A 19070-nucleotide genomic window follows, 5' to 3' on the forward strand; every position below is an offset into this window, starting at 1 on the left:
GCGTGAAGAGTTCAAAGGCGGAAGGGCTTGGGAGGTGATTTATCATCGTTATATGGATTGGAAACTCAATCAGGAGCTAAGGCTATGAGCTTGATTCAAAAGCACGGCCAGAACATGAATGGAAGAGATTTTATCGTTGGTGACATTCATGGGCAGTACGACCTGCTGCTTGAGTCCATGGCGCGCGTTGACTTCGATAAGTCAAAGGATCGGTTGTTTTGTGTAGGCGACTTGATCGACCGGGGGATGGATTCTTTCGAGTGCTTATCGCTAGCCTTTGAGCCTTGGTTTTTTGGCGTGCGTGGCAATCACGAGATGTTGGCCATAGATGCGCTTGAGCATGGTGGAGAGGCGGAAGACCTTTGGATGATCAACGGCGGCACCTGGTCGATAACTGAGAATATGATCGAAGTCCGGCAAATTCTTCGTGAGGCGCTGAAGTATCTGCCTTACGCCCGCCAGATAGATGTTTTGGGGCAGCAGATTGGCATCGTTCATGCCGAGCCGCCTGCGGACTGGTCGCAGGTTGAGATGGCGGATGATGTAGGCAAAGKGGCAATGATATGGGGCCGGACTCGTATAAAGAGAAGGGACACGACGCCAGTGGTCGGCATCGATGCTGTAGTGGTCGGGCACACCATTGTTGAGCAACCTACTTGGCTGGGCAATGTGTTCTATATCGTCACGGGTGCTTTTCATACGGGCCGGTTGACGTTGATCAATGCCCGAGAGGTGTTGGCATGAGCTGGCGCTAGCAAACCACTGCCAAAAAGCTACGCCGTCCTCGAGCACTAACCAAAAGCGGCGCGCCCCGGGCAAAACCTGTTGATTGGGAAGGGCAGGAGCAAGCCGTCCTGATCCGTTGGCTGTATGGCGAGAAGATGCGCGGTCATCCGGTAGGTGAGTTGTTTGATGCCACCTTCCACGTGCCCAACGGTGGCCACCGCAATAAGAAAACCGCGAGCGACCTAAAGCGCCAGGGCGTTAAGGCAGGTGTGAGCGATCTCCCCGTTCGCCAAGCCCGCGGCGGTTGGTTTAGCCTGTACCTGGAGTTCAAGGCCACCCCGCCCAAGGATGCGCCGTTAGCCGATAGCCAATTCAAGTGGCTGGAAGATAGCGAATATGAGGGCTATTGCGCCGTGCTGGCGCTAGGGCTTGAGGAGGCAAAAGCAGTGCTTAGGGAATACGCTAGTTGGCCCCGTACGCAAATAACCGGCGAACGGCTGGCGCTGGAGAGTGGTACCGAGTGGAGGAAGGGGTGATGACACAGCAGAAGGGGAGCCAGATGCAGTTTGATGATTGGAAGCGAGTAGCAAACCCCTGGCGTGTCGTAGAGGCGGCAAAGAGTGATAAGCGAGCGCGTGATGCTGCAGTATCACGCATCATAGACACCATGCTGGAACTGCAGCTGGATTATCGCCAGATAACCCCGGTTTCCAGCCGTTCAGTGTGACGGCTCTAGCAGGTGAGGTACCTGGAGGTGGTGGCCGCAGTGACCAGGCCATGCTGGCCGCGCTTCGCTACCACCCTCAAAGCCAATGGCATAAAGCCTGCGGCGTACTGCTCGATCAACTGCCCAAACGCCAGGCTGCTGCGATGCTGATACAGGCCGCTCGCATTCGCCCCGAGAAGATTGGCCATAGCATTTGGATGGTGACTGCCAGGCAGATGGTTGAGCGGCAGGAGGTGTTGCTTAGGGCGCTTGGGCTAAATGAGGGAGTAAGGCATTTTGAGAGTGTTGAGGTGTTGCAGGTGGCGGGTAAGCGAGGGCGTAAGCGGCTTTGGCAGGTGTTGGCGGTGGGGGAGGTGCGCCAATGAACTACCTTTAGATTATGCAGGCATATATCGGTCTAAAATCACGAATAGACCACAAATATTTGACGTATTCATTTTGCTCTTCGACCTGGCTACGGTTACTCTGGTCTTCACAAATGAAGTGACTAACCAAATTAGGCCATAGAGAAAGATGAGCATCCCAAACCCAGACATACTCAGGTGGGCGCGTGAAGGGGCCGGGCTGAGTCTTGAAGAGGCAGCGAGAAAGCTTTCTCTGAAGAGCAAGGGCATGTCTGGTGCTGAGCTATTGTCAGCATATGAGACGGGTACAAAATTGCCGACCCAAAAAAAGCTAATGGATATGGCAAAACAATACCACCGTCCGTTCATTACTTTCTTTCTCTCAGAGCCGCCCATGAGTGCTTCTATGGGCGAGGATTTTAGACTGCTTCCGGATACACAGTTTGACGAGCACGAGGGAAGTGTTAAAGCACTTGTGCGAGACATATACATTCGTCAGTCTATAGTCAAAGAGGCGCTGATTGACGGTGATGAAGATGTTGGCATTGAGTTTGTCTCAGAAGGCAGTACAGATACGCCAATAAAAAAAGCCTGCCAAGTTGCAATCAATTATTTTAATATTAATATAGAAAATTATCGCCGCAATGCAAATCCACATGATGCCTTCAACTACCTAAGAAGATGTGTGGAAAGGAAAGGAATTTATGTTCTTCTTGTAGGCGATTTGGGGAGCCACCACTCATCCATTAGTACTGAGGCTTTTCGCGGCTTCGCTTTGTCTGATCCAATAGCGCCTTTTGTAGTTATTAACCAAAATGACTCGAAAGCAGCTTGGAGTTTCACGCTCTTGCACGAAGTCGTGCATGTTTGGCTGGGAAAAACGGGCATCAGTGCTCAGAATAACGAGCATATTGTTGAGCGATTCTGCAATGATGTTGCTAGCAACCTACTAGTGACTAGTGGTGAAGTCATAAAGCTATACGATGAAGCCATGCACTCAGATGAGGATTTCCTGCCTGCGCTGCAGAGGCTTGCTCAAAATTTGAATATTAGCGCCTCACTCGTAGCTTATCGGCTATTTAGGCAAAATATGATTTCACAAACTGAATGGGTTCAAGTTAGAACTGAGCTGCGAGATCTTTGGCTCAAGAGTAAAGCTCAACAAAAATCTAAAACGTCAGATGCTGGAGGTGACTTTTATAACACGCGCCGACATCGTGCGGGTGGGGCTCTAATTGAGCTTGTACGTCGCTCTTTGCATGATGGCGTTATTACAGAAACGAAAGCAGGCAGAGTGCTCGGTGTGAGCCCAGGTAATGTTGCTCAAATGGTGGGGCTGTGATGTCTGCACAAAAAAAAGAAATTTTCTTGCTCGATGCAAATATCATCATCCATGCTCACGATCTATATTATCACATGGATCGAGTTCCGGAATTTTGGCGGTGGTTAGAGTTTCATGCTGATAATGGGTCAATCAGAATGCCAAAAGAAACTCATAGCGAAATCAAAGGCGGTGTTAAAGCCCAGCATGTGCAATGGGCTAAACATAAAGATGTGCGAAAAAGCTTAATTCTGGCTGAAGACTTCGAAATAGCTCTTCTTAATAGAGTTATTAGTGAAGGGTATGCCTCTGATTTGAACGAAATTGAAACTGAAAAGATTGCAATGGATCCTTTCTTGGTAGCTTATGCACTCAAGGATCCACAGAATCGAATTGTAGTGTCTAACGAGGTCTCAAAGCCGAGCAAAAAGCGTGCCAATCGAAAAGTGCCAGATGTCTGTGATGCTTTGGGCGTTCGGTGTTGTAATGTTTTCACTCTTCTCCGCGAGTTAGATTTCCGTACGGACTGGCAAAAAGTAATTTGATGGTCTGAGTCATCTAAGATTTGTCTCATAGATGCTTACAGCTTTTCATCAGGCTATAAGGACACATGTAAAATATGTCCATGTTTTTTGCTGGTCAAACAATATGATATAGTCAACATTTTGAAAAATCGAAAGCTACAAGTATTGGCTAAATAAAGATATTAGCTTTTATGGGTGAAAGCACGCGTGAGAGTCAATGCATGTCTGGGAGGTTAGGTGTGTATTTATTCTTGTGATGTCGAAGTTGTTAGCTAGTTAATACTGTCTTTGAATATGCAGTAAGTCCATGACCGTTTCTGGCTGATACAGAGCAGTCAGGCAGGACTGCTGCCTGACTCCCATGAGCAATCCTAGTCAATAAATCTGTGGGATTACTTTCATCGCGTTGTTAATTCTGACGCCCTTTTTTTAGTATTTTCCAGGCCTGGGTGAATAACACCATCAACAGCAGGGCGATGATTCCCTGCGAAATAGGACGAGTAAATAGGGATCCCCAGTTATCCTGGGAAATCAGCATTGCCAAACGTAAGTTTTGTTCCGCCATTGGCCCTAACAACACTCCCAGCACTACTGGCGCAAGTGGGAAGGCTAGTCGATGGAGTAAATAACCGAGCAACCCAAAGGCTAGCATTACATAGAGGTCTGTCATGTTCCCTTTGACGGTATAAACACCCACGGCCATGAGCACCAACGTCGTTGGTACCAAGAGTGCGGTGGGCATGCGCAAGACCTGAGCAAATAGGCGGGTGGCCACCATGCCTCCTAGTAACAGGAGTAGCATCGCAGTAAACAGCATTTGCCACATGAAACCGAAGACCACATCAGGCGACTTCGTAAACAGTTGTGGGCCGGGCTGAAGTCCATGAATCATCAGCGCGCCGAGCACTAAGGCAGCAACCAAATTGCCAGGAATCCCTAATGTTAGGGATGGAATCATTGCAGAAGCATTGTCGGCACTGTTACCTGATTCAGCTGCTGCAACCCCCACAGGATTGCCCGTGCCGAAAGATTCGGGGTTCGTGGACTTGCGCTTCGCTTCGTTATAACTCAGTAATGCTGCCAGATTGCCACCGGCACCTGGCAAGATACCTACACTAACGCCTATCATCGACGAGCGAGTCCAAGTGCGCCAGTGCTGACGTATCAGTCCCAGTGCGTTGCCGCTAGCATCAACCTTGAAGCTTCCTGCATCATAGTAAGTCGCGTTGCTTTTCTCCGCCATCTCCAGTACTGGCGGTATCGCGTAGAGGCCGATGAGKACAATGATCAGGKCGAACCCCCCACTTAAATAAAGCGAATCGAACGTATAGCGTTCCGCTCCACTGATTGTGTCAACGCCTACAAGGCCGATGATTACGCCCAAAAGGGCGCTGAGCATGCCTTTGCTGATATCACTGCCCACCAATACGGCGATGCTTACAAGTCCGAAAACGGCTACCCAGAAATACTCGGTGGGCCCAAAGGCAAGCGTGACCTGTGCCAAAAGGGGGGCTAGCGTCATCAACGCTATGGCGCTAATAATTCCACCGATGGCGGACGACCAGCACGCGGTCTTGAGAGCCAGCCCGCCCTGGCCGTTACGTGTCATAGGGTAACCGTCGAATGTTGTCGCGATTGCAGCTGGCGTTCCTGGGATTTTTAGTAAGATGGCCGGAATAGCTCCACCGTACATTGAGCCATTATAGATACCTGCTACCAACCCTAGAGCAATTACAGGATCGAACCCATACGTCAGTGGGAGCATGAGAGCGATTGCCATGACCGGGTTGAGCCCAGGTAGGGCTCCGATCAAGATACCCACCAAGGTGCCGACGAAGAGGCTGACTACGGAGCCAAGTTGCAAGGCCACAGGTAGTGCGTTGAACAGGGAATCAAACATATCGTGTAACCCTATTTAGGAAACCAGGAAAAATTCGACGGGCAAGGGTCGTTTTAGCACCATCGCAAAAAGCCCGTATAAGAGGATGATGAAGCCCACCGTAATACCTAAAACCACGATGGGGCGCCTTTCACCCAGTACCAGAGCCAGCAGGATGATGAACAGGGTGCTAGTGGAGTAGAAACCCACGGTTGGCATGGCTAAGTAGTAGATCAGGCAACAGGCGACTGTCGCCATAAACCTTCCCGGATGATCGATTAAGGCGGCGGCGCTGCTCAAGCCGCCATTTTGATGCGTTTGCACCACGCCCTTAAAGACCAGAGGAAGTGAGAAAAGGCACATCAGAATGCCAACTCCCATGGGCACGTAAGCTGCACCGGCATCAAAGCCACTCCCCACCCAGACCACCGTGCAGCCAAAGATGAGGAAGGCGATGCCAGAGATAATATCTCTGAAGTTCATGAGCAAGTTACCGTCCATTCAGGCATGAATTAGTTTTTCTTAAGCCCAAGCTTTTCGAGCGTCTCTCCAATCGCTACGGTTTCCTGATGCAGACGCTCACGGAGCTCTTCACCTCGTACGAGATTCAGCGTCTCTCCTTGAGATGTCAGGAACGCTTGGAACTCAGGATGCTCGACGGCGCTAGCTACGGCATCGGCGATGACATTAACGCGCTGTTCATCCATGCCCTCCGGTGCCAGCATCATGCGCCATAGCACGGTTTCCAGTTCAGGATGACCGAGTGCTGCTAGGCCTGATGCCTGGGGTAGTGCTTCGTTATCGTCGGCTGAAGTCACGAGTAAGCACTTTGCTTTTCCGTCCTCAACATAGGGAAGTGCGGGTGTGATGGAGCCACCGTAGATATCCACGTGTCCACCCAGGAAGTTTTGGAGGGTCTCACCAGCGCCGCCAAAAGGAATAGGGCGGGCTTCAATGTCATAGGCTTCAAAGATACGCTCTGCTGCCAAGCGCATGGTTCCACCGACCCCGTCATTGCCGTAGGTGTACTGACCAGGGTTATTCTGTAGCTCGGCAAGGAATTCCTCACCTGTTTCAGCTGGAAAATCGGGGGCTACACACATAGTGTAAGCACTCTGCGAAGTGCTGGTGATCGGGGTCAATGTCTCGTAAGAGTACTGAACACGCTGCATGTGCGGTACGGTAGTGATAGGACTATTCCAGGTAGAAAGCAGCGTGTAGCCATCGGGCTTGGCACGGGCAATCTGGTTGACCCCAATAGCACCACCTCCACCAGCGACATTAAGCACAGCAAGTGACTCTCCTAGCTCTTCTTGCAGGTACTGATTGAGCATGCGCGCAACGTTGTCAGTGCCGCCGCCGGCTGGTGCCGGTACGATTATTTCGATGGGACGATTCGGATAGTCGTCAGCCATGACAGGCATAGCGGTAAACGCTGATAGCGCAACTAAAGACGTAAGCTGTAATGTTTTCATTGTTAGTTACCTTTTTTTGGAATGCAGGGTGATGAGGTGTGCATTTAATGCGATCTCAAGCAGGTTGATCACCGAGCGTGACACGGTAGCGGAACCGCTCTGGCCTTCCGTGTACTCGTCGAAACTCGATGACTCTGCCTGCAGGATTGCGGGCAATGCGCTGGATGGCGGCGACCGGAGCCCCAGTGGCTAGTTCTAGATGCTTTGCACTGGCCTTGGTGGCGGTGCCGAACGACAGCTCGTCGGTTGCCGACGAGATCAAAATCCCGAATTCCTCCAGAAATACGGGATACAACAAAGGGCCCATCGCTTTTGGGTTTAGCGACAACAGCCCGTTGAAATCGGGTAAGCGTAGATAAATTTCTTCAAACAGCAGTGGGTCGCCTGACCAAAGGCGGACACGTTCCAACTTTATACAGTGGCTGACTGATTCTTCGCCGAAGGCCTGCTTTACGTCGGCGGGAAGGGCGACTTCCTGATGACTGAGAATTCGACTTTCCGGGATAACGGGTACATCGGGATCTTCCACATCATGTACATGGAAAAAACGAAACAGATCGGCTCGGAAGGCGGGTTGCTTAACGAAAGTGCCGGTACCTCGCCGCCGATCCAGCAGCCCCTCATCGACCAGCTGCTTCAGGGCCATCCGCATGGTTGCTAAAGCAACGCCATACTCTTCGGCTAAACGGTTCTCCGAGGGAATCATGTCGCCTGGTTTCCACTCACCATTGGCGATCCTTGAGCCTAATTGATCACGGAGTTTGGCGTACAGGGGTAATCTTCCGTCCGTATTAGCAGAGAACTTGGCTTGCATAGGGTCACCCAGTGGTTATCTTGATTTCTTGAGGTCATTGAAGACCCGTGTATACTTCCAGTCAACCAGTTCTCTAGAGAACTAGACTTATGTATAACAGCTCAGGGATACGAAATCCCCAGTCAGAACGTAATGAGGTGCCAAAAGTGAAATTAGGTTTTGATTGTCATGCTCATGTCTACGGGGCTGTTAAGGAAGCCAACGGGTCTAACTACAGTCCATCCCGTCCTGCACCACTTTTGAATTGGCAAGAAAACCTAGAAAGCTGCAAATTAAGAGGCGGGGTACTGGTGCAGCCGAGCTTTCTGGGAAACGACAACCGGCAACTGCTTGAGATTCTCTCCAGACTAAATCATGCGTATCGCGGAGTCGTTCAGCTAGCCAAGGAGACGACGCTAGAGGAGATAGCCGCCCTTGATGCTGCAGGTATTGTAGGGGTGCGATGGAATCTCATTGAGGGGCGCAGCGCATTGCCAAACCTCAAGGATCCTCAATGGATAGACTTTCTAGATAATATTAAAGCTATGGATTGGCATCTTGAGCTGCATCTGGAAGGGAACCGGTTACCTGAAATTTTTCCAGCATTACATGAGCATGGCGTGAAATTAGTCATTGATCATATTGGGCTGCCAGTCGAAGACGTTCCTATGCAAGACCCAGGCTGCCGTCTTCTGCTTGCGTCAGGACAGGCAGAACGAACCTGGGTGAAGCTCTCAGCCCCCTATCGTTCCCCTGTGTGTGATCTTAGACCGCATGTCCAGGCTTTGTTGCATCATCTTGGGCGTGATCGGTTAGTGTGGGGTAGTGACTGGCCGTGGACGCGCCATGAGAATAAACACACTTACCGCGATACTTACGGATGGCTCAATGACTGGGTTAGAGATGCTGATGATCGTCAGTACATTCTAGATACTAGTCCTAAGGCTTTGTTTCAACTAGGGTAATCCTCGACATTCTTCATTGACGGTACTGAGCGAACCACTGCCGGGTAGTGCTAGTAGTTTATTGACTGCTAGCTAAACCATAAACCCACGAGATTCATGAGTTGCCAAATCAATGTGCGGTGTGCGGTGTCGTCATCACATTATTCTTGGCAGCCAGGGCGAGTTAGCAAGGAGAGCTTCTTCGGCTAACACATCAAGCCACAACTGCACGGATATTTTACTCAAGCACCCGCTCATCGACAGAGTCTTGGCTTGCTCAAGTGGTAAATAGCTGTCGTCTTTTCCTACTCATAATAGTTTTCCTGCTCAGCGATACGTTTGCCAACGCTGACTGGCTGTCAAAAAATGCACGCTGAACACCTGGTGTTCATACTCCTGTTGACGTCGCTGCCTAGCATTACCTTGCTACGCAAGGAAATTTATTAAAAAAACCAATTTGGTCATTTCTCTACTTCGGTCACGTTGTGCCGAAACAAAGCCCAGCAGTAAGCTCCTTACTCAGGCTTACATAGCCTGCAAGATAAAAACAATTAATAACGCTAGGAGAAACGCAATGTTCAAGAAAACCGTTCTTGCCGCATCAGTCATCATGATATCGACCACGGCAGCTCAGGCTGAAGGCCCTTACCGCATCGGTATAACCCAAAATAATGTAGGTGTTGATAGCTATCAAACCACCTATGAAAGTGCTTTTGAAGAGGCCGCCGAGCGTGAAGGCAATGTCGATATCGTGGTGTTAGATGCCGGTGGTGATGTTGCTCGTCAGATTGGCCAAATGCAGGACCTCATTCAGCAGCGAGTTGATGCCATCATTATTTGGCCGACCAATGGTCAGGCCGTTATTCCGGCGATTCGTCAAGCGCATAATGCAGGCATTCCTGTGATCGTTACCAACTCTAAAATTGCTGAAGCGGGGCTAGAGTACATCGCTGCCTTCTCTGGGCCTGATAACGTACAGCAAGGCGTTTCCTCTGCCGAGATGATGTGTGACGCCTTAGGTGGCGAAGGGCAGATCGTACAAATTGCTGGCCAGCCCGGCTATACCACTGCGATGGAGCGTGCAAAGGGATTTGAGGATCGGCTAGCTGAAGCGTGCCCGGGTGTTGAACTGATGGAAACGCAACCAGGCAACTGGAACCGTGAACGTGCTCAGCGTGTTATGGAAGATTTTTTGACCAAATACGACCGTATTGACGGCGTTTATTCGGGCGATGACAACATGGGTGTTGGCGCTCTGAATGCGGCTAAAGGCGCTGACCGAGCTGATGAGATTATTTTCATTGGCGCCACTAACTTCGCCGTTGGCTACGATGCGATTGAGCGTGGTGAGTATTACGGCTCTATTTATCAGTCTCCCGTAGATGATGCTGAAGCTGCTCTGCAGACAGCACTGGATGTTCTGGCGGAAGAAGACCTGCCGAAGATGAATTTCTTCGATACCCCCAAAATCACCGCTGAAAATCTCAGCGAGTTCGACCGTCCCGTTTTCTGAGGTAAGGCATGCTGCCCGGAGTGACTGCGTTTAGTGTGCAGTTTCCGGGATACAGCATGCGCCTGAAAGCAGGGTTTCCTGCGCGTGGAGTGCGCGGAAAGCATCAATGGAAATATGTTTGCCCATTGCGCTAACCGGTCTTTCCAAGTGATTTTATAACAGGTGATTAGCATGGCTTCCGCTGAACAATCTAAATCCAGGCTGCCGACAGGAAAGCTTAGTAAGGCTAGCGTGATGAGCTTTCTGTCAGCTCAGGGAATTCTCATTTTTTTCCTGCTCGGCATGTTCGTTTTCTCTTTCTTTTCTGAGCAGTTTCTTTCCCAGTCGAACATTATGACGGTGATCCGCCAGGCCTCGATTATTGGCATTATCGCGGTAGGCGTCACCGTGGTGATCATTGGTGGAAACTTGGATCTTTCGGTGGGATCGATGCTGTCATTTTCGACGGTGCTCGTCGTGGATTTACACGACAAGATAGGTCCCACCAATGCCATCCTGATGATGTTTGCATTGACGCTTATGATCGGTGCCGTCAATGGTTTTTTAATCGGCTTTCTGCGCCTTAATTCGCTCATTGTGACGCTTGCCATGCTGTCGGCGATCCAGGGCTTTGTGCTGATCTATAGCGGCGGCCAGAACGTTGATATTGCTAACCAAGATGGCACGTGGTTCGCCTTCTTTGGTCGTGGCTATATCACGGGAATTGCTGTTCCTATCCTGCTGTTTGGGTTGTTGGCCATTCTGGTTCAAGTAGTCATGTCCTACACCGGCTACGGGCGACGTATCTTTGCTGTCGGTGGCAACCCAATGGCTGCCGTTTACTCGGGTATTCGCAAGAACTGGTGCGTCTTCAGCACTTATCTGATTTCAGCCTTTTGCGTGGCATGTGCGGCACTGGTGCTTGGCTCTCGTGTTATGGGTTCCCAAAACAACGTTGGCCAGGGATACGAGCTGTTGGTGTTGGCCGGCATCATTCTCGGTGGCACCAGCTTACTGGGTGGTTCAGGCAGTATTTGGAAAACTGTGATTGGTGTACTGATCCTGGGCTTTATTCAGAATGGGCTGCTGTTGATGGGCTACCCCTATTACATCCAGTGGATCGTGACCTGGGTAATTATCATCCTGGCCGTATGGCTGGACCTCGCTAACAAGCGTAAGCGCTTGTTGACGACCCACTCATAACGCGGAGGAGTGACAGATGACTTTTTTAAAAGGGTTCTTCCGTGGCAAAACGGCTATCCAACCGATATGGGTCTTCGTCCTAGCCATCTTCATTTTTTTCAGCTTCACGTCAGAGTACTTTCTGTCGTTTGGCAACATTTCTAATATTTTGGTGCAGACGTCCACTATCGGCCTAATCGCATTAGGCATGACCTTAGKCATGATCAACGGCAACATCGATTTGTCGGTTGGGGCAACCTTAGGGCTGGCTGCTTCACTGGCGGTAGGKTTGCAGGAAACCAGCATGATACTGGCAATCCTTGTGGCACTCGGCTCAGGCATTCTGCTGGGCGCCATTAATGGTTTCATCGTTTGGAAAACGGGTGTTAACGCTTTCATTGTCACGTTAGGGGCCATGCTGGGGGTGCGGGGCCTGATTTTCTTGTACACCGGTGAGCAGTCGTTTTATGCATTGAATTTCGCTTTCTCTGACTTCGGTGCCAGCACCATTGGGCCTTTTCCAGTACTGGCGATTATCTTCCTGATTTGCACACTGATCATGCACTTGGTGCTCACGCGAACGGGCCATGGCCGTAATACCTTTGCGGTGGGTGGCAATCCGGAAGCCTCGATTGATGCGGGGATTCGCTTGGGGCGCCACATGATGATCAATTTCATTATTGTTGGTTTCTTCGCTGCATTAGCTGGCGTGCTGCTCGCCAGCCAAATGGGCGCGGCAACTCCCAATTTAGGTCGTGACTATGAGCTCTGGGTGATTACGGCCGTGGTGTTAGGCGGTACCAAGTTGACCGGTGGCTACGGAAGTATTGTTGGCACTCTGGGTGGTGTACTCGCCATTGGCATTCTGCGTAACGGCATGAACTTGATGCAGGTGCCCGCTTTTTATGTGCTGGTGATCCTCGGCGTCATCCTTATTTCCGTACTGATTATCGACAAGAAGCTCAATGTACCCTCGGCTAAGGAGGTGCGGATATGAGCCCTTCACAAGAAAACCTGTCTCAAAATTTAAATGAACAAGGCAGTGCCACGAAGCGGCAGCCGGTCAACGCGGATCCGATACTTCGTCTAGAAGGGATTACCAAACGTTTTCCTGGTGTGGTTGCTTTAAATAACGTGGATTTTGACGTGCGGCCCGGCGAAGTGCATGCGCTGCTGGGTGAGAATGGTGCAGGCAAGTCGACGTTAATGAAGGTACTGGCGGGTAAGCACCAAGCCAACGAAGGCAAGATCATTCTTGGTGGGCAAGAGATGGCTTTCGAAAATCCCAAGCACGCTAAGCGCGCAGGGGTAGTGCTGATCCACCAGGAGCAGTCGCTGGTTTCCGAGATGACGGTAGCCGAAAACATCTTTCTCGGCAGCCTGCCCAGAAAGCCATTCAATCGCGTTGATTGGCACAAACTGCGTGAAGATACCAACGCTATTCTGGCGGCTCTCAAATGCAGTTTTCAACATGACGACCTAGTAGGGTCGCTATCGATTGCCAAGAAGCAGATGGTTGAGATCGGTCGCGCGCTGGCGTTTACCCCGCGAGTAGTGGTGTTTGATGAGCCGACGGCATCACTCACCGACTACGAAAAACCCGTGCTGTATGACGTAATTAATTCGCTATGTGAGCAAGGTGTAGGGATTGTTTATATCTCCCACCGCATGGATGAGATTTTTCACCTATCGCACCGCATTTCGGTACTGCGTGACGGTGAGTACACCGGAACCGTCAATACGGCAGATACCAACGAGGACGAGATCACCCGAATGATGATCGGTCGCAGCTTGGAGCTCGATCATGCCAGTAAACCGAGTGATTTCGGCGACAACATGCTGGAAGTGCGCAACCTCTCGGTCAAACGAGTATTCGAAGATGTCAGTTTCAATGTCCGTAAAGGCGAGATTGTCGGAATGTATGGCCTGGTGGGGGCGGGGCGTTCCGAAGTTGCAGAAACGATCTTCGGTTTGCGCACGCCCTCCGCCGGTGAAGTGGTATTGGACGGCAAGGTGGTGGCGTTTCGTAACTCCCATGATGCGGTGGTCAATGGGGTCGCGTTAGTGCCGGAAGACCGTAAGGATCAGGGGTTGATTCTGGGTATGAACTGTCGCGATAACATGACCCTGGCAAGCCTCTCCAGTGTGTCGTCGTTGGGCTTTATGACGAGTTCAGAAGAGCGCCAGGTCTACGATAAGTATCAACAGGCGATGAAAATCAAAACGCCCAGTTGGCGTCAGAAGGTGGGCAACCTAAGCGGTGGTAATCAGCAGAAAATTGTTATCGGCAAGTGGCTACATACCCACCCTAAATTACTCATTCTCGATGAGCCTACCCGCGGTATTGATGTGGGTTCCAAGTCGGAAATCCACACCCTCGTGAAAGATCTGGCCAAATCCGGCTATGCAGTGTTGGTGATCTCCTCAGAGATGCCGGAAGTCCTAGGGCTGAGTAACCGCATTATCGCCATGTATGACGGCCGCGTGACCGCTGAGTTTGATGGCGACAACGTCAGCGAGGATGAGCTGGTACAAGCGATTACTGGGATGGGCAAGCAGGCACAGGCGAGCTAGCTCGCCTGTTGCGACGGGTGCGCTCTGTCAATCGCGCACACATACCACATCAGACGTATAAGGAATGTTTCATGCAACCCTTTGTTTATGATGGCCTGCCATCCCGCGTGGTGTTTGGCCAAGGAACCCTGTCACGGCTAAGAGAAGAGCTTGAGCATCTCGGCTGTACACGCGCCCTGGTGCTGGCAACGCCCCAGCAGCACGAGCAGGCAAGACGCGTGCTCGAGCAGTTGGGTGAGAAGGGCGTTGGCGTTTACGCAGAAGCCGCCATGCATACGCCGGTCGAGGTGACCGAAAGTGCCTTGCAGGTGGTGAAAGCGCTAAACGCGGATTGCACCATTGCTATTGGGGGTGGCTCGACCATTGGCTTGGGTAAAGCGATTGCGCTGCGTACGGGCTTACCTCAGATCGCTATTCCCACCACCTATGCCGGTTCAGAGATGACGCCGATCCTGGGTGAAACCCGCGATGGTATCAAGACCACTCAGCGCACCTTGGACGTACTGCCGGAAACGGTGATTTATGACGTTGACCTCACCTTAACGTTACCCGCTGTGATGTCGGGGACTAGCGGTATTAACGCCATTGCCCATGCAGTAGAGGCACTTTATGCCCGCGACTGTAATCCGGTGATTGCGCTGATGGCGGAGGAGGGCATCGCGGCGCTGGCAAGAAGCCTGCCCGTAATAGCTAGCGGCCCTACCCATGCTGAGGCGCGCTCTGATGCGCTTTACGGCGCCTGGCTGTGCGGCATTTGCCTTGGCTCGGTGGGTATGTCGCTGCACCACAAGCTTTGCCATACCCTGGGCGGTTCCTTCAACCTACCCCATGCGGAAACGCACACCATTGTGCTGCCTTATGCGCTGGCTTATAACGCGCCTGCGGTGCCTGATGCGATGGCTCGTATTAGCCGCGCGTTGGGCTGTGACGATGCGGCCGCTGGCCTCTATGACCTGGGGCGTGCGGTCGGTGCGCCCAGTGCACTCTCCGAGTTAGGGTTTAGCGTGGAAGATGTTGACCGGGCCACTGAGATTGCTACCCGCAACCCTTACTGGAATCCACGTGACGTCGAAGCCAGTGGCATTCACCGTTTGTTAAGCGATGCCCAATCGGGTCTTCGACCCCAGGCGGGTAGTGGGGGTGGGCAATGAACAAACTGTTTATTAACGCCACTCTTGTCACTATGGATCCGCAGCTGGGTGAGCTAAGCGATGGCCAGGTTCTGGTTGAGGGTGACCGTATTACCGCCGTGGGTCATGACCTGACCGCCGACCCCAAGGCACAAGACGCCGAGGTGATTGACTGTGACGGAGGTATCCTTATTCCCGGGTTGGTTAATGCCCATATGCATACCTGGCAGACCGGCCTGCGTGGCGTTGCCGCCAACTGGACGCTTCTTGAGTATTTTCGCCACGTACACCGGGGGCTTGCCGCGCTATTCMCGCCGGAAGACATCTACATTGCCACCCGCATGGGCGCGATTAATCAGCTTAACTGCGGTACCACAACGCTGGGTGACTGGTGCCACAACAACCCGACCCCTGCGCATACTGACGCGGCGGTAAAAGGCTTAAAGGAGTCCGGTATTCGTGCGCTGTTTATGCACGGCTCGCCCAAGCCCGACCCAAAACCTGGTCAGCCGCACTTTAGCGAAATTCCCCACCCGCGCCATGAAATAGAACGCTTGTTGAGCGGTGAACTGGGAAACCCGGAAGGGCTTGTCACCTTAGGCATGGCCATTCTTGGCCCTCATTATTCGACCCTGGATGTGACCCTGCAGGACTTTGCCTTGGCCAAAGAGTTTGATCTGGTCGCCTCAATGCATCAGGGCGGCGGCGAGGCAGTGGCGCCCGGTGCATGGGACGAAGTGGAAGCGCGTGGTTTGCTTGGCCCCGACATCAACATTGTGCATGGCCAAAGCCTGGATAATGGCCAGATATCGCGGTTCTGCGCCAGCGGTGTGACGTTCTCGATTGCGCCGGAAAATGAGATGACCCAAGGCCACGGCTTTCCGGTGACGGGGCTGGTGCGCCAATACCGAGGCGTGGTGTCACTGGGGGTTGATCTTGAGTCTGTATTGTCAGGTGACATGTTCAGTGTAGCGCGCATGGCGCTGGGTATGCAGCGTGCCCTTGATAACGATGCATCGCGTCGTGAGCAAGGCAAGATTCCTGATACTTCCACGATTACCACCCGAGAAGCGCTGGGCTGGATCACGCTGGATGGGGCGAAAGCCCTCGGTCTTGACGACCGCATTGGTAGCCTGACCCCTGGCAAGCAGGCCGACCTGGTACTGCTGGATAGTAATCAGCTGAATATGCAGCCAGTCAACGACCCTGTTTCTACGGKGGTCATGCAAACAAGCCTTGCCAACGTCGACAGTGTGATGGTGGCTGGGCAGTTCAAAAAACGTGGCGGCCGTCTGTTAATCGAGACTCAGCAGGGTATCGCTGAGCTTGCCAAATCTGGCCACCGTATTCACTCCGAACTGCTGGCGCGTGAAGCGCAATCGACACAGGAGGCAACCCCATGACAACCGTTTCCACAACGTCCCCTTCGTCCTCTAAAGTGGCTTGGGTAGGCTTAGGTAAGCTGGGCTTACCGATGGCCGCCAGAATTATTAAATCAGGCACCGCGGTAGAAGGATTTGACCTTTCCTCGGAGCGGATGGCTTTAGCAACGCGTATCGGTATTACCCCCCATCAGAACCTGACTAGTGCCGTTGCCGATTGTGCACTGGTGTTTGTCTCGATCCCCGATGACCGCGCACTGATCAATCTCTGCATTGAATCGGGTGAGCTTGTGCGTCACATGATGCCCGGCACTATTTTGATTGAGACCAGCACGGTAAGTGTTGAAGCCTCTGCACGAGTGGCCGAGGCGGCGAAGGCCCATGGCATTGCCTATTTGCGCAGCCCCGTGTCAGGGAATCCGGTAGCAGCAGAGGCGGGCACGCTGTCGGCGATGGTCTCTGGCCCACGCGAAGCGCTGGAAACGGCTAAACCCGTATTTGACGCCTTTACCAAGGCGCAGTACTGGCTGGGCGATGAAGAGCAGGCCCGGGTGGCCAAACTGGCGATCAACCTGATGATTGCAGTGAGTGCCGGGATGATGAGTGAAGCCCTGACCCTGGCGCGCAAAGGCAACATTGAATGGGACGCCATGTTAGAGCTTATATCTGACAGCGCGGTGGGTTCGCCCATGGTGAAGTACAAGGTACCACCACTTTTAGAGCGCGACTTTACCTCGACGTTTTCCGCCGCCCAAATGGCCAAAGATCTTGATCTGATACTCGATTGTGCCCACGGCTCAGGGGTGTCTACGCCGCTGGCAGCGCAAATGCGCGAAGCCTATACCGCGCTCATCGCCACGGGGCATGGCGATGATGACTATATCGCCACCGTACACCACACCGAGCGCCTTTCAGGGCTGGGTGAACCGATGCCAGCAAAGCATGGAGGGCAATAAGATGCGTAACTTAACAGCCGACAATATTACCGCAGCGGTGATCGATGAGTTTTCCAGCTGTGATGATGAACGGCTTAAAACGCTGCTTAATGGCTTGGTTAAACACCTGCATGCCTATCTGCGCGAGGTGCAGCCCAGTGAGAAAGAGTGGACCCAGGCAATTGAGTTTCTAACCCGTGCGGGGCAGATGTGTGACGACGAACGCCAGGAGTTCATCCTGCTGTCTGACACTCTTGGTGTGACGATGCTGGTCGATGCGATTAACCACTCGAGCAGTGATACTAACATTACCGAAAGTACTGTGCTGGGGCCTTTTTACGTGGCTGACCCTCCCCAGGCGAATCAAGGTGATGCCATAAATTGGGGTGTTGAAGGCGAGCCGCTATTCGTCGAGGGCAACGTGCACGATGCCCAGGGTAAACCGTTGGCGAATGTCACCATTGATGTGTGGCAGTCCGACAGTGAAGGCTTTTATGACGTTCAAAAGCCTGAGCTGGAAAACGCCTCATTACGCGCGCGCTTTCATACCGACCGCCAGGGTCATTATGCCTTCTGGACGGTGACTCCTTCACCTTATCCGATTCCCACTGACGGGCCTGTGGGCAAAATGCTCGACATCACCGGGCGTCACCCATATCGACCTGCCCATGTACATTTCATGTTGATGGCACCGGGGTATGAAACCTTGGTGACCCAAATCTTCGCTGAGGACGATCCCTACCTCGATTCTGACGCGGTATTTGGTGTCAAAGATTCACTGGTCAAGGAGTTTGCTCAGCAGCCGGCGGGGCAGGCGCCCGACGGTCGGCAAATGGAAACGCCTTACCGCTACTTTCACTACGACTTCGGTTTGAAGACGGCCTGAACGTTTCACCCTGAACGTCCAGCTCGTACTGAGCTGGCTAAATCGAAAGAGGAAATAACATGACAACGATTGATCAAACGGCTATCGCAACCCTGTTTACAGAAGCACGCACCCACAACGTTTGGCAGGATCGTGAGGTCAGCGAGGAGACCCTGCGCGAACTGTATAACCTGATGCACTTTGGGCCCACTTCTATGAACTGCCAGCCCTCGAGAATTATTTTTCTGACCACCGATGAAGCAAAAGAGCGCCTGAAGCCTGCTCTGTTACCGGGTAACCAAGAAAAAACCATGAAGGCGCCTGTGGTTGCTGTCATTGGCTTTGACACTGAGTTTTATGAGCATCTGCCGCGTATGTTTGCCCACAATAAGGATGCCAAGTCGCTGTTCGAGGGTAAGCCTGACTTTATTCACTCCACGGCCTTCCGCAATAGCGCCATTCAGGGCGGCTACCTTATTTTAGCAGCGCGTGCGCTAGGGTTGGATGCAGGCCCCATGTCCGGCTTCAATAATGCCGCCGTGGATGAAGAGTTCTTCCCGGATGGCAAAGTGAAGAGCAATTTCCTATGCAACCTAGGCTATGGCGATGCCAGCGCGCTGTTCCCACGTGGCGATCGTTTCTCCTTCGATGAAGTGTGTACAGTGCTGTAAACATTAGCATCGCTACGCTTAATTGTTTGCCTAAACGAAAAGGGGCCGTGACTGTCATGGCCCCTTTTTTCGATCGTAATAAGAGGAGCTGCGGCTCAAGGCTGAA

Annotated in this window: 20 protein-coding genes; 16 read left to right on the forward strand and 4 right to left on the reverse strand. The window is 52.2% G+C overall.

Going from position 1 to position 19070, the window contains the following annotated elements; translation table 11 throughout:
- The first annotated feature begins 84 nt into the window (after window positions 1-84).
- The 6 genes from HALO_RS12050 (at window position 85) to HALO_RS12075 (ending at window position 3663) form a co-directional block, all read left to right on the forward strand.
- On the forward strand, window positions 85-744 hold the full coding sequence (locus HALO_RS12050) for a metallophosphoesterase (RefSeq protein WP_231896708.1): 660 nt from the start codon (window positions 85-87) through the stop codon (window positions 742-744).
- Between the two features lie 137 nt (window positions 745-881).
- Window positions 882-1262 carry a VRR-NUC domain-containing protein gene (locus HALO_RS12055; protein WP_050713480.1) on the forward strand — a complete coding sequence of 127 codons (381 nt, stop codon included), beginning with the start codon at window positions 882-884 and terminating at the stop codon, window positions 1260-1262.
- Complete coding sequence (locus HALO_RS12060) at window positions 1262-1453, forward strand: hypothetical protein (RefSeq protein WP_035579403.1); 192 nt, start codon at window positions 1262-1264, stop codon at window positions 1451-1453. Before HALO_RS12055 ends, HALO_RS12060 begins: the two co-directional genes overlap by 1 nt.
- Window positions 1450-1818: a hypothetical protein gene (locus tag HALO_RS12065; protein WP_152561132.1), complete on the forward strand. Its 369-nt coding sequence runs from the start codon at window positions 1450-1452 to the stop codon at window positions 1816-1818. Before HALO_RS12060 ends, HALO_RS12065 begins: the two co-directional genes overlap by 4 nt.
- A 148-nt stretch (window positions 1819-1966) precedes the next feature.
- Window positions 1967-3139, forward strand: a complete 1173-nt coding sequence (locus tag HALO_RS12070; protein WP_035579399.1) for an XRE family transcriptional regulator — start codon at window positions 1967-1969, stop codon at window positions 3137-3139.
- On the forward strand, window positions 3139-3663 hold the full coding sequence (locus tag HALO_RS12075; protein ID WP_035579397.1) for a DUF4411 family protein: 525 nt from the start codon (window positions 3139-3141) through the stop codon (window positions 3661-3663). Before HALO_RS12070 ends, HALO_RS12075 begins: the two co-directional genes overlap by 1 nt.
- Before the next feature lie 388 nt (window positions 3664-4051).
- Here HALO_RS12075 and HALO_RS12080 read toward each other — a convergent pair whose 3' ends face one another.
- Genes HALO_RS12080 through HALO_RS12095 form a run of 4 tightly spaced genes read right to left on the reverse strand, consistent with a single transcriptional unit; the run spans window position 4052 to window position 7810 of the window.
- The gene (locus HALO_RS12080) at window positions 4052-5542 is read right to left on the reverse strand and encodes a tripartite tricarboxylate transporter permease (protein WP_050713481.1); all 1491 of its coding nucleotides are present in this window, start codon (window positions 5540-5542) and stop codon (window positions 4052-4054) included.
- Window positions 5543-5557: 15 nt separating this feature from the next.
- Entirely contained in the window at window positions 5558-6004 is a 447-nt protein-coding gene (locus tag HALO_RS12085; protein ID WP_231896709.1) for a tripartite tricarboxylate transporter TctB family protein, read from the reverse strand.
- A 29-nt stretch (window positions 6005-6033) separates the two neighbouring features.
- A complete protein-coding gene (locus tag HALO_RS12090) occupies window positions 6034-6996 on the reverse strand; it encodes a Bug family tripartite tricarboxylate transporter substrate binding protein (RefSeq protein ID WP_009287855.1) in 963 nt (320 codons plus the stop codon).
- Window positions 6997-7051: 55 nt separating this feature from the next.
- On the reverse strand, window positions 7052-7810 hold the full coding sequence (locus HALO_RS12095) for a GntR family transcriptional regulator (protein ID WP_035579391.1): 759 nt from the start codon (window positions 7808-7810) through the stop codon (window positions 7052-7054).
- A gap of 146 nt (window positions 7811-7956) precedes the next feature.
- Here HALO_RS12095 and HALO_RS12100 point away from each other — a divergent pair, with 146 nt between their 5' ends.
- The 10 genes from HALO_RS12100 (at window position 7957) to HALO_RS12145 (ending at window position 18964) form a co-directional block, all read left to right on the forward strand.
- The gene (locus HALO_RS12100; RefSeq protein ID WP_231896710.1) at window positions 7957-8754 is read left to right on the forward strand and encodes an amidohydrolase family protein; all 798 of its coding nucleotides are present in this window, start codon (window positions 7957-7959) and stop codon (window positions 8752-8754) included.
- A gap of 553 nt (window positions 8755-9307) precedes the next feature.
- Window positions 9308-10246, forward strand: a complete 939-nt coding sequence (locus HALO_RS12105; RefSeq protein ID WP_035579387.1) for a sugar ABC transporter substrate-binding protein — start codon at window positions 9308-9310, stop codon at window positions 10244-10246.
- Window positions 10247-10480: 234 nt separating this feature from the next.
- On the forward strand, window positions 10481-11428 hold the full coding sequence (locus HALO_RS12110; RefSeq protein ID WP_035579385.1) for an ABC transporter permease: 948 nt from the start codon (window positions 10481-10483) through the stop codon (window positions 11426-11428).
- A 16-nt stretch (window positions 11429-11444) separates the two neighbouring features.
- Window positions 11445-12404, forward strand: coding sequence for an ABC transporter permease (locus tag HALO_RS12115; RefSeq protein ID WP_050713483.1), 960 nt, complete (start codon window positions 11445-11447; stop codon window positions 12402-12404).
- Window positions 12401-13981 carry a sugar ABC transporter ATP-binding protein gene (locus tag HALO_RS12120; RefSeq protein WP_081899072.1) on the forward strand — a complete coding sequence of 527 codons (1581 nt, stop codon included), beginning with the start codon at window positions 12401-12403 and terminating at the stop codon, window positions 13979-13981. The genes HALO_RS12115 and HALO_RS12120 overlap by 4 nt, the downstream gene beginning before the upstream one ends.
- Window positions 13982-14052: 71 nt before the next feature.
- The gene (locus HALO_RS12125) at window positions 14053-15132 is read left to right on the forward strand and encodes a maleylacetate reductase (protein ID WP_035579382.1); all 1080 of its coding nucleotides are present in this window, start codon (window positions 14053-14055) and stop codon (window positions 15130-15132) included.
- Window positions 15129-16514: an amidohydrolase family protein gene (locus tag HALO_RS12130; RefSeq protein ID WP_050713484.1), complete on the forward strand. Its 1386-nt coding sequence runs from the start codon at window positions 15129-15131 to the stop codon at window positions 16512-16514. Before HALO_RS12125 ends, HALO_RS12130 begins: the two co-directional genes overlap by 4 nt.
- Window positions 16511-17449 (forward strand): NAD(P)-dependent oxidoreductase, encoded by a 939-nt coding sequence (locus HALO_RS12135; RefSeq protein ID WP_035579378.1) that lies wholly within the window; start codon window positions 16511-16513, stop codon window positions 17447-17449. The genes HALO_RS12130 and HALO_RS12135 overlap by 4 nt, the downstream gene beginning before the upstream one ends.
- Window position 17450: 1 nt before the next feature.
- The gene (locus tag HALO_RS12140; protein ID WP_035579377.1) at window positions 17451-18314 is read left to right on the forward strand and encodes an intradiol ring-cleavage dioxygenase; all 864 of its coding nucleotides are present in this window, start codon (window positions 17451-17453) and stop codon (window positions 18312-18314) included.
- Between the two features lie 59 nt (window positions 18315-18373).
- Window positions 18374-18964: a malonic semialdehyde reductase gene (locus tag HALO_RS12145; RefSeq protein WP_035579375.1), complete on the forward strand. Its 591-nt coding sequence runs from the start codon at window positions 18374-18376 to the stop codon at window positions 18962-18964.
- Window positions 18965-19070: the final 106 nt, after the last annotated feature.

Origin of the sequence: Halomonas sp. R57-5, assembly GCF_900070345.1 — a bacterium.
Lineage (GTDB): Bacteria > Pseudomonadota > Gammaproteobacteria > Pseudomonadales > Halomonadaceae > Vreelandella > Vreelandella ventosae_B.

Excerpts from the sequence above, each read along its gene's own strand:
- HALO_RS12055 (WP_050713480.1), top strand. The coding sequence starts at position 882 with ATGCGCGGTCATCCGGTAGGTGAGTTGTTTGATGCCACCTTCCACGTG.
- HALO_RS12060 (WP_035579403.1), top strand. The coding sequence starts at position 1,262 with ATGACACAGCAGAAGGGGAGCCAGATGCAGTTTGATGATTGGAAGCGA.
- HALO_RS12070 (WP_035579399.1), top strand. The coding sequence starts at position 1,967 with ATGAGCATCCCAAACCCAGACATACTCAGGTGGGCGCGTGAAGGGGCC.
- HALO_RS12075 (WP_035579397.1), top strand. The coding sequence starts at position 3,139 with ATGTCTGCACAAAAAAAAGAAATTTTCTTGCTCGATGCAAATATCATC.
- HALO_RS12085 (WP_231896709.1), bottom strand. The coding sequence starts at position 6,004 with ATGAACTTCAGAGATATTATCTCTGGCATCGCCTTCCTCATCTTTGGC.
- HALO_RS12090 (WP_009287855.1), bottom strand. The coding sequence starts at position 6,996 with ATGAAAACATTACAGCTTACGTCTTTAGTTGCGCTATCAGCGTTTACC.
- HALO_RS12095 (WP_035579391.1), bottom strand. The coding sequence starts at position 7,810 with ATGCAAGCCAAGTTCTCTGCTAATACGGACGGAAGATTACCCCTGTAC.
- HALO_RS12105 (WP_035579387.1), top strand. The coding sequence starts at position 9,308 with ATGTTCAAGAAAACCGTTCTTGCCGCATCAGTCATCATGATATCGACC.
- HALO_RS12110 (WP_035579385.1), top strand. The coding sequence starts at position 10,481 with ATGAGCTTTCTGTCAGCTCAGGGAATTCTCATTTTTTTCCTGCTCGGC.
- HALO_RS12120 (WP_081899072.1), top strand. The coding sequence starts at position 12,401 with ATGAGCCCTTCACAAGAAAACCTGTCTCAAAATTTAAATGAACAAGGC.
- HALO_RS12125 (WP_035579382.1), top strand. The coding sequence starts at position 14,053 with ATGCAACCCTTTGTTTATGATGGCCTGCCATCCCGCGTGGTGTTTGGC.
- HALO_RS12135 (WP_035579378.1), top strand. The coding sequence starts at position 16,511 with ATGACAACCGTTTCCACAACGTCCCCTTCGTCCTCTAAAGTGGCTTGG.
- HALO_RS12140 (WP_035579377.1), top strand. The coding sequence starts at position 17,451 with ATGCGTAACTTAACAGCCGACAATATTACCGCAGCGGTGATCGATGAG.
- HALO_RS12145 (WP_035579375.1), top strand. The coding sequence starts at position 18,374 with ATGACAACGATTGATCAAACGGCTATCGCAACCCTGTTTACAGAAGCA.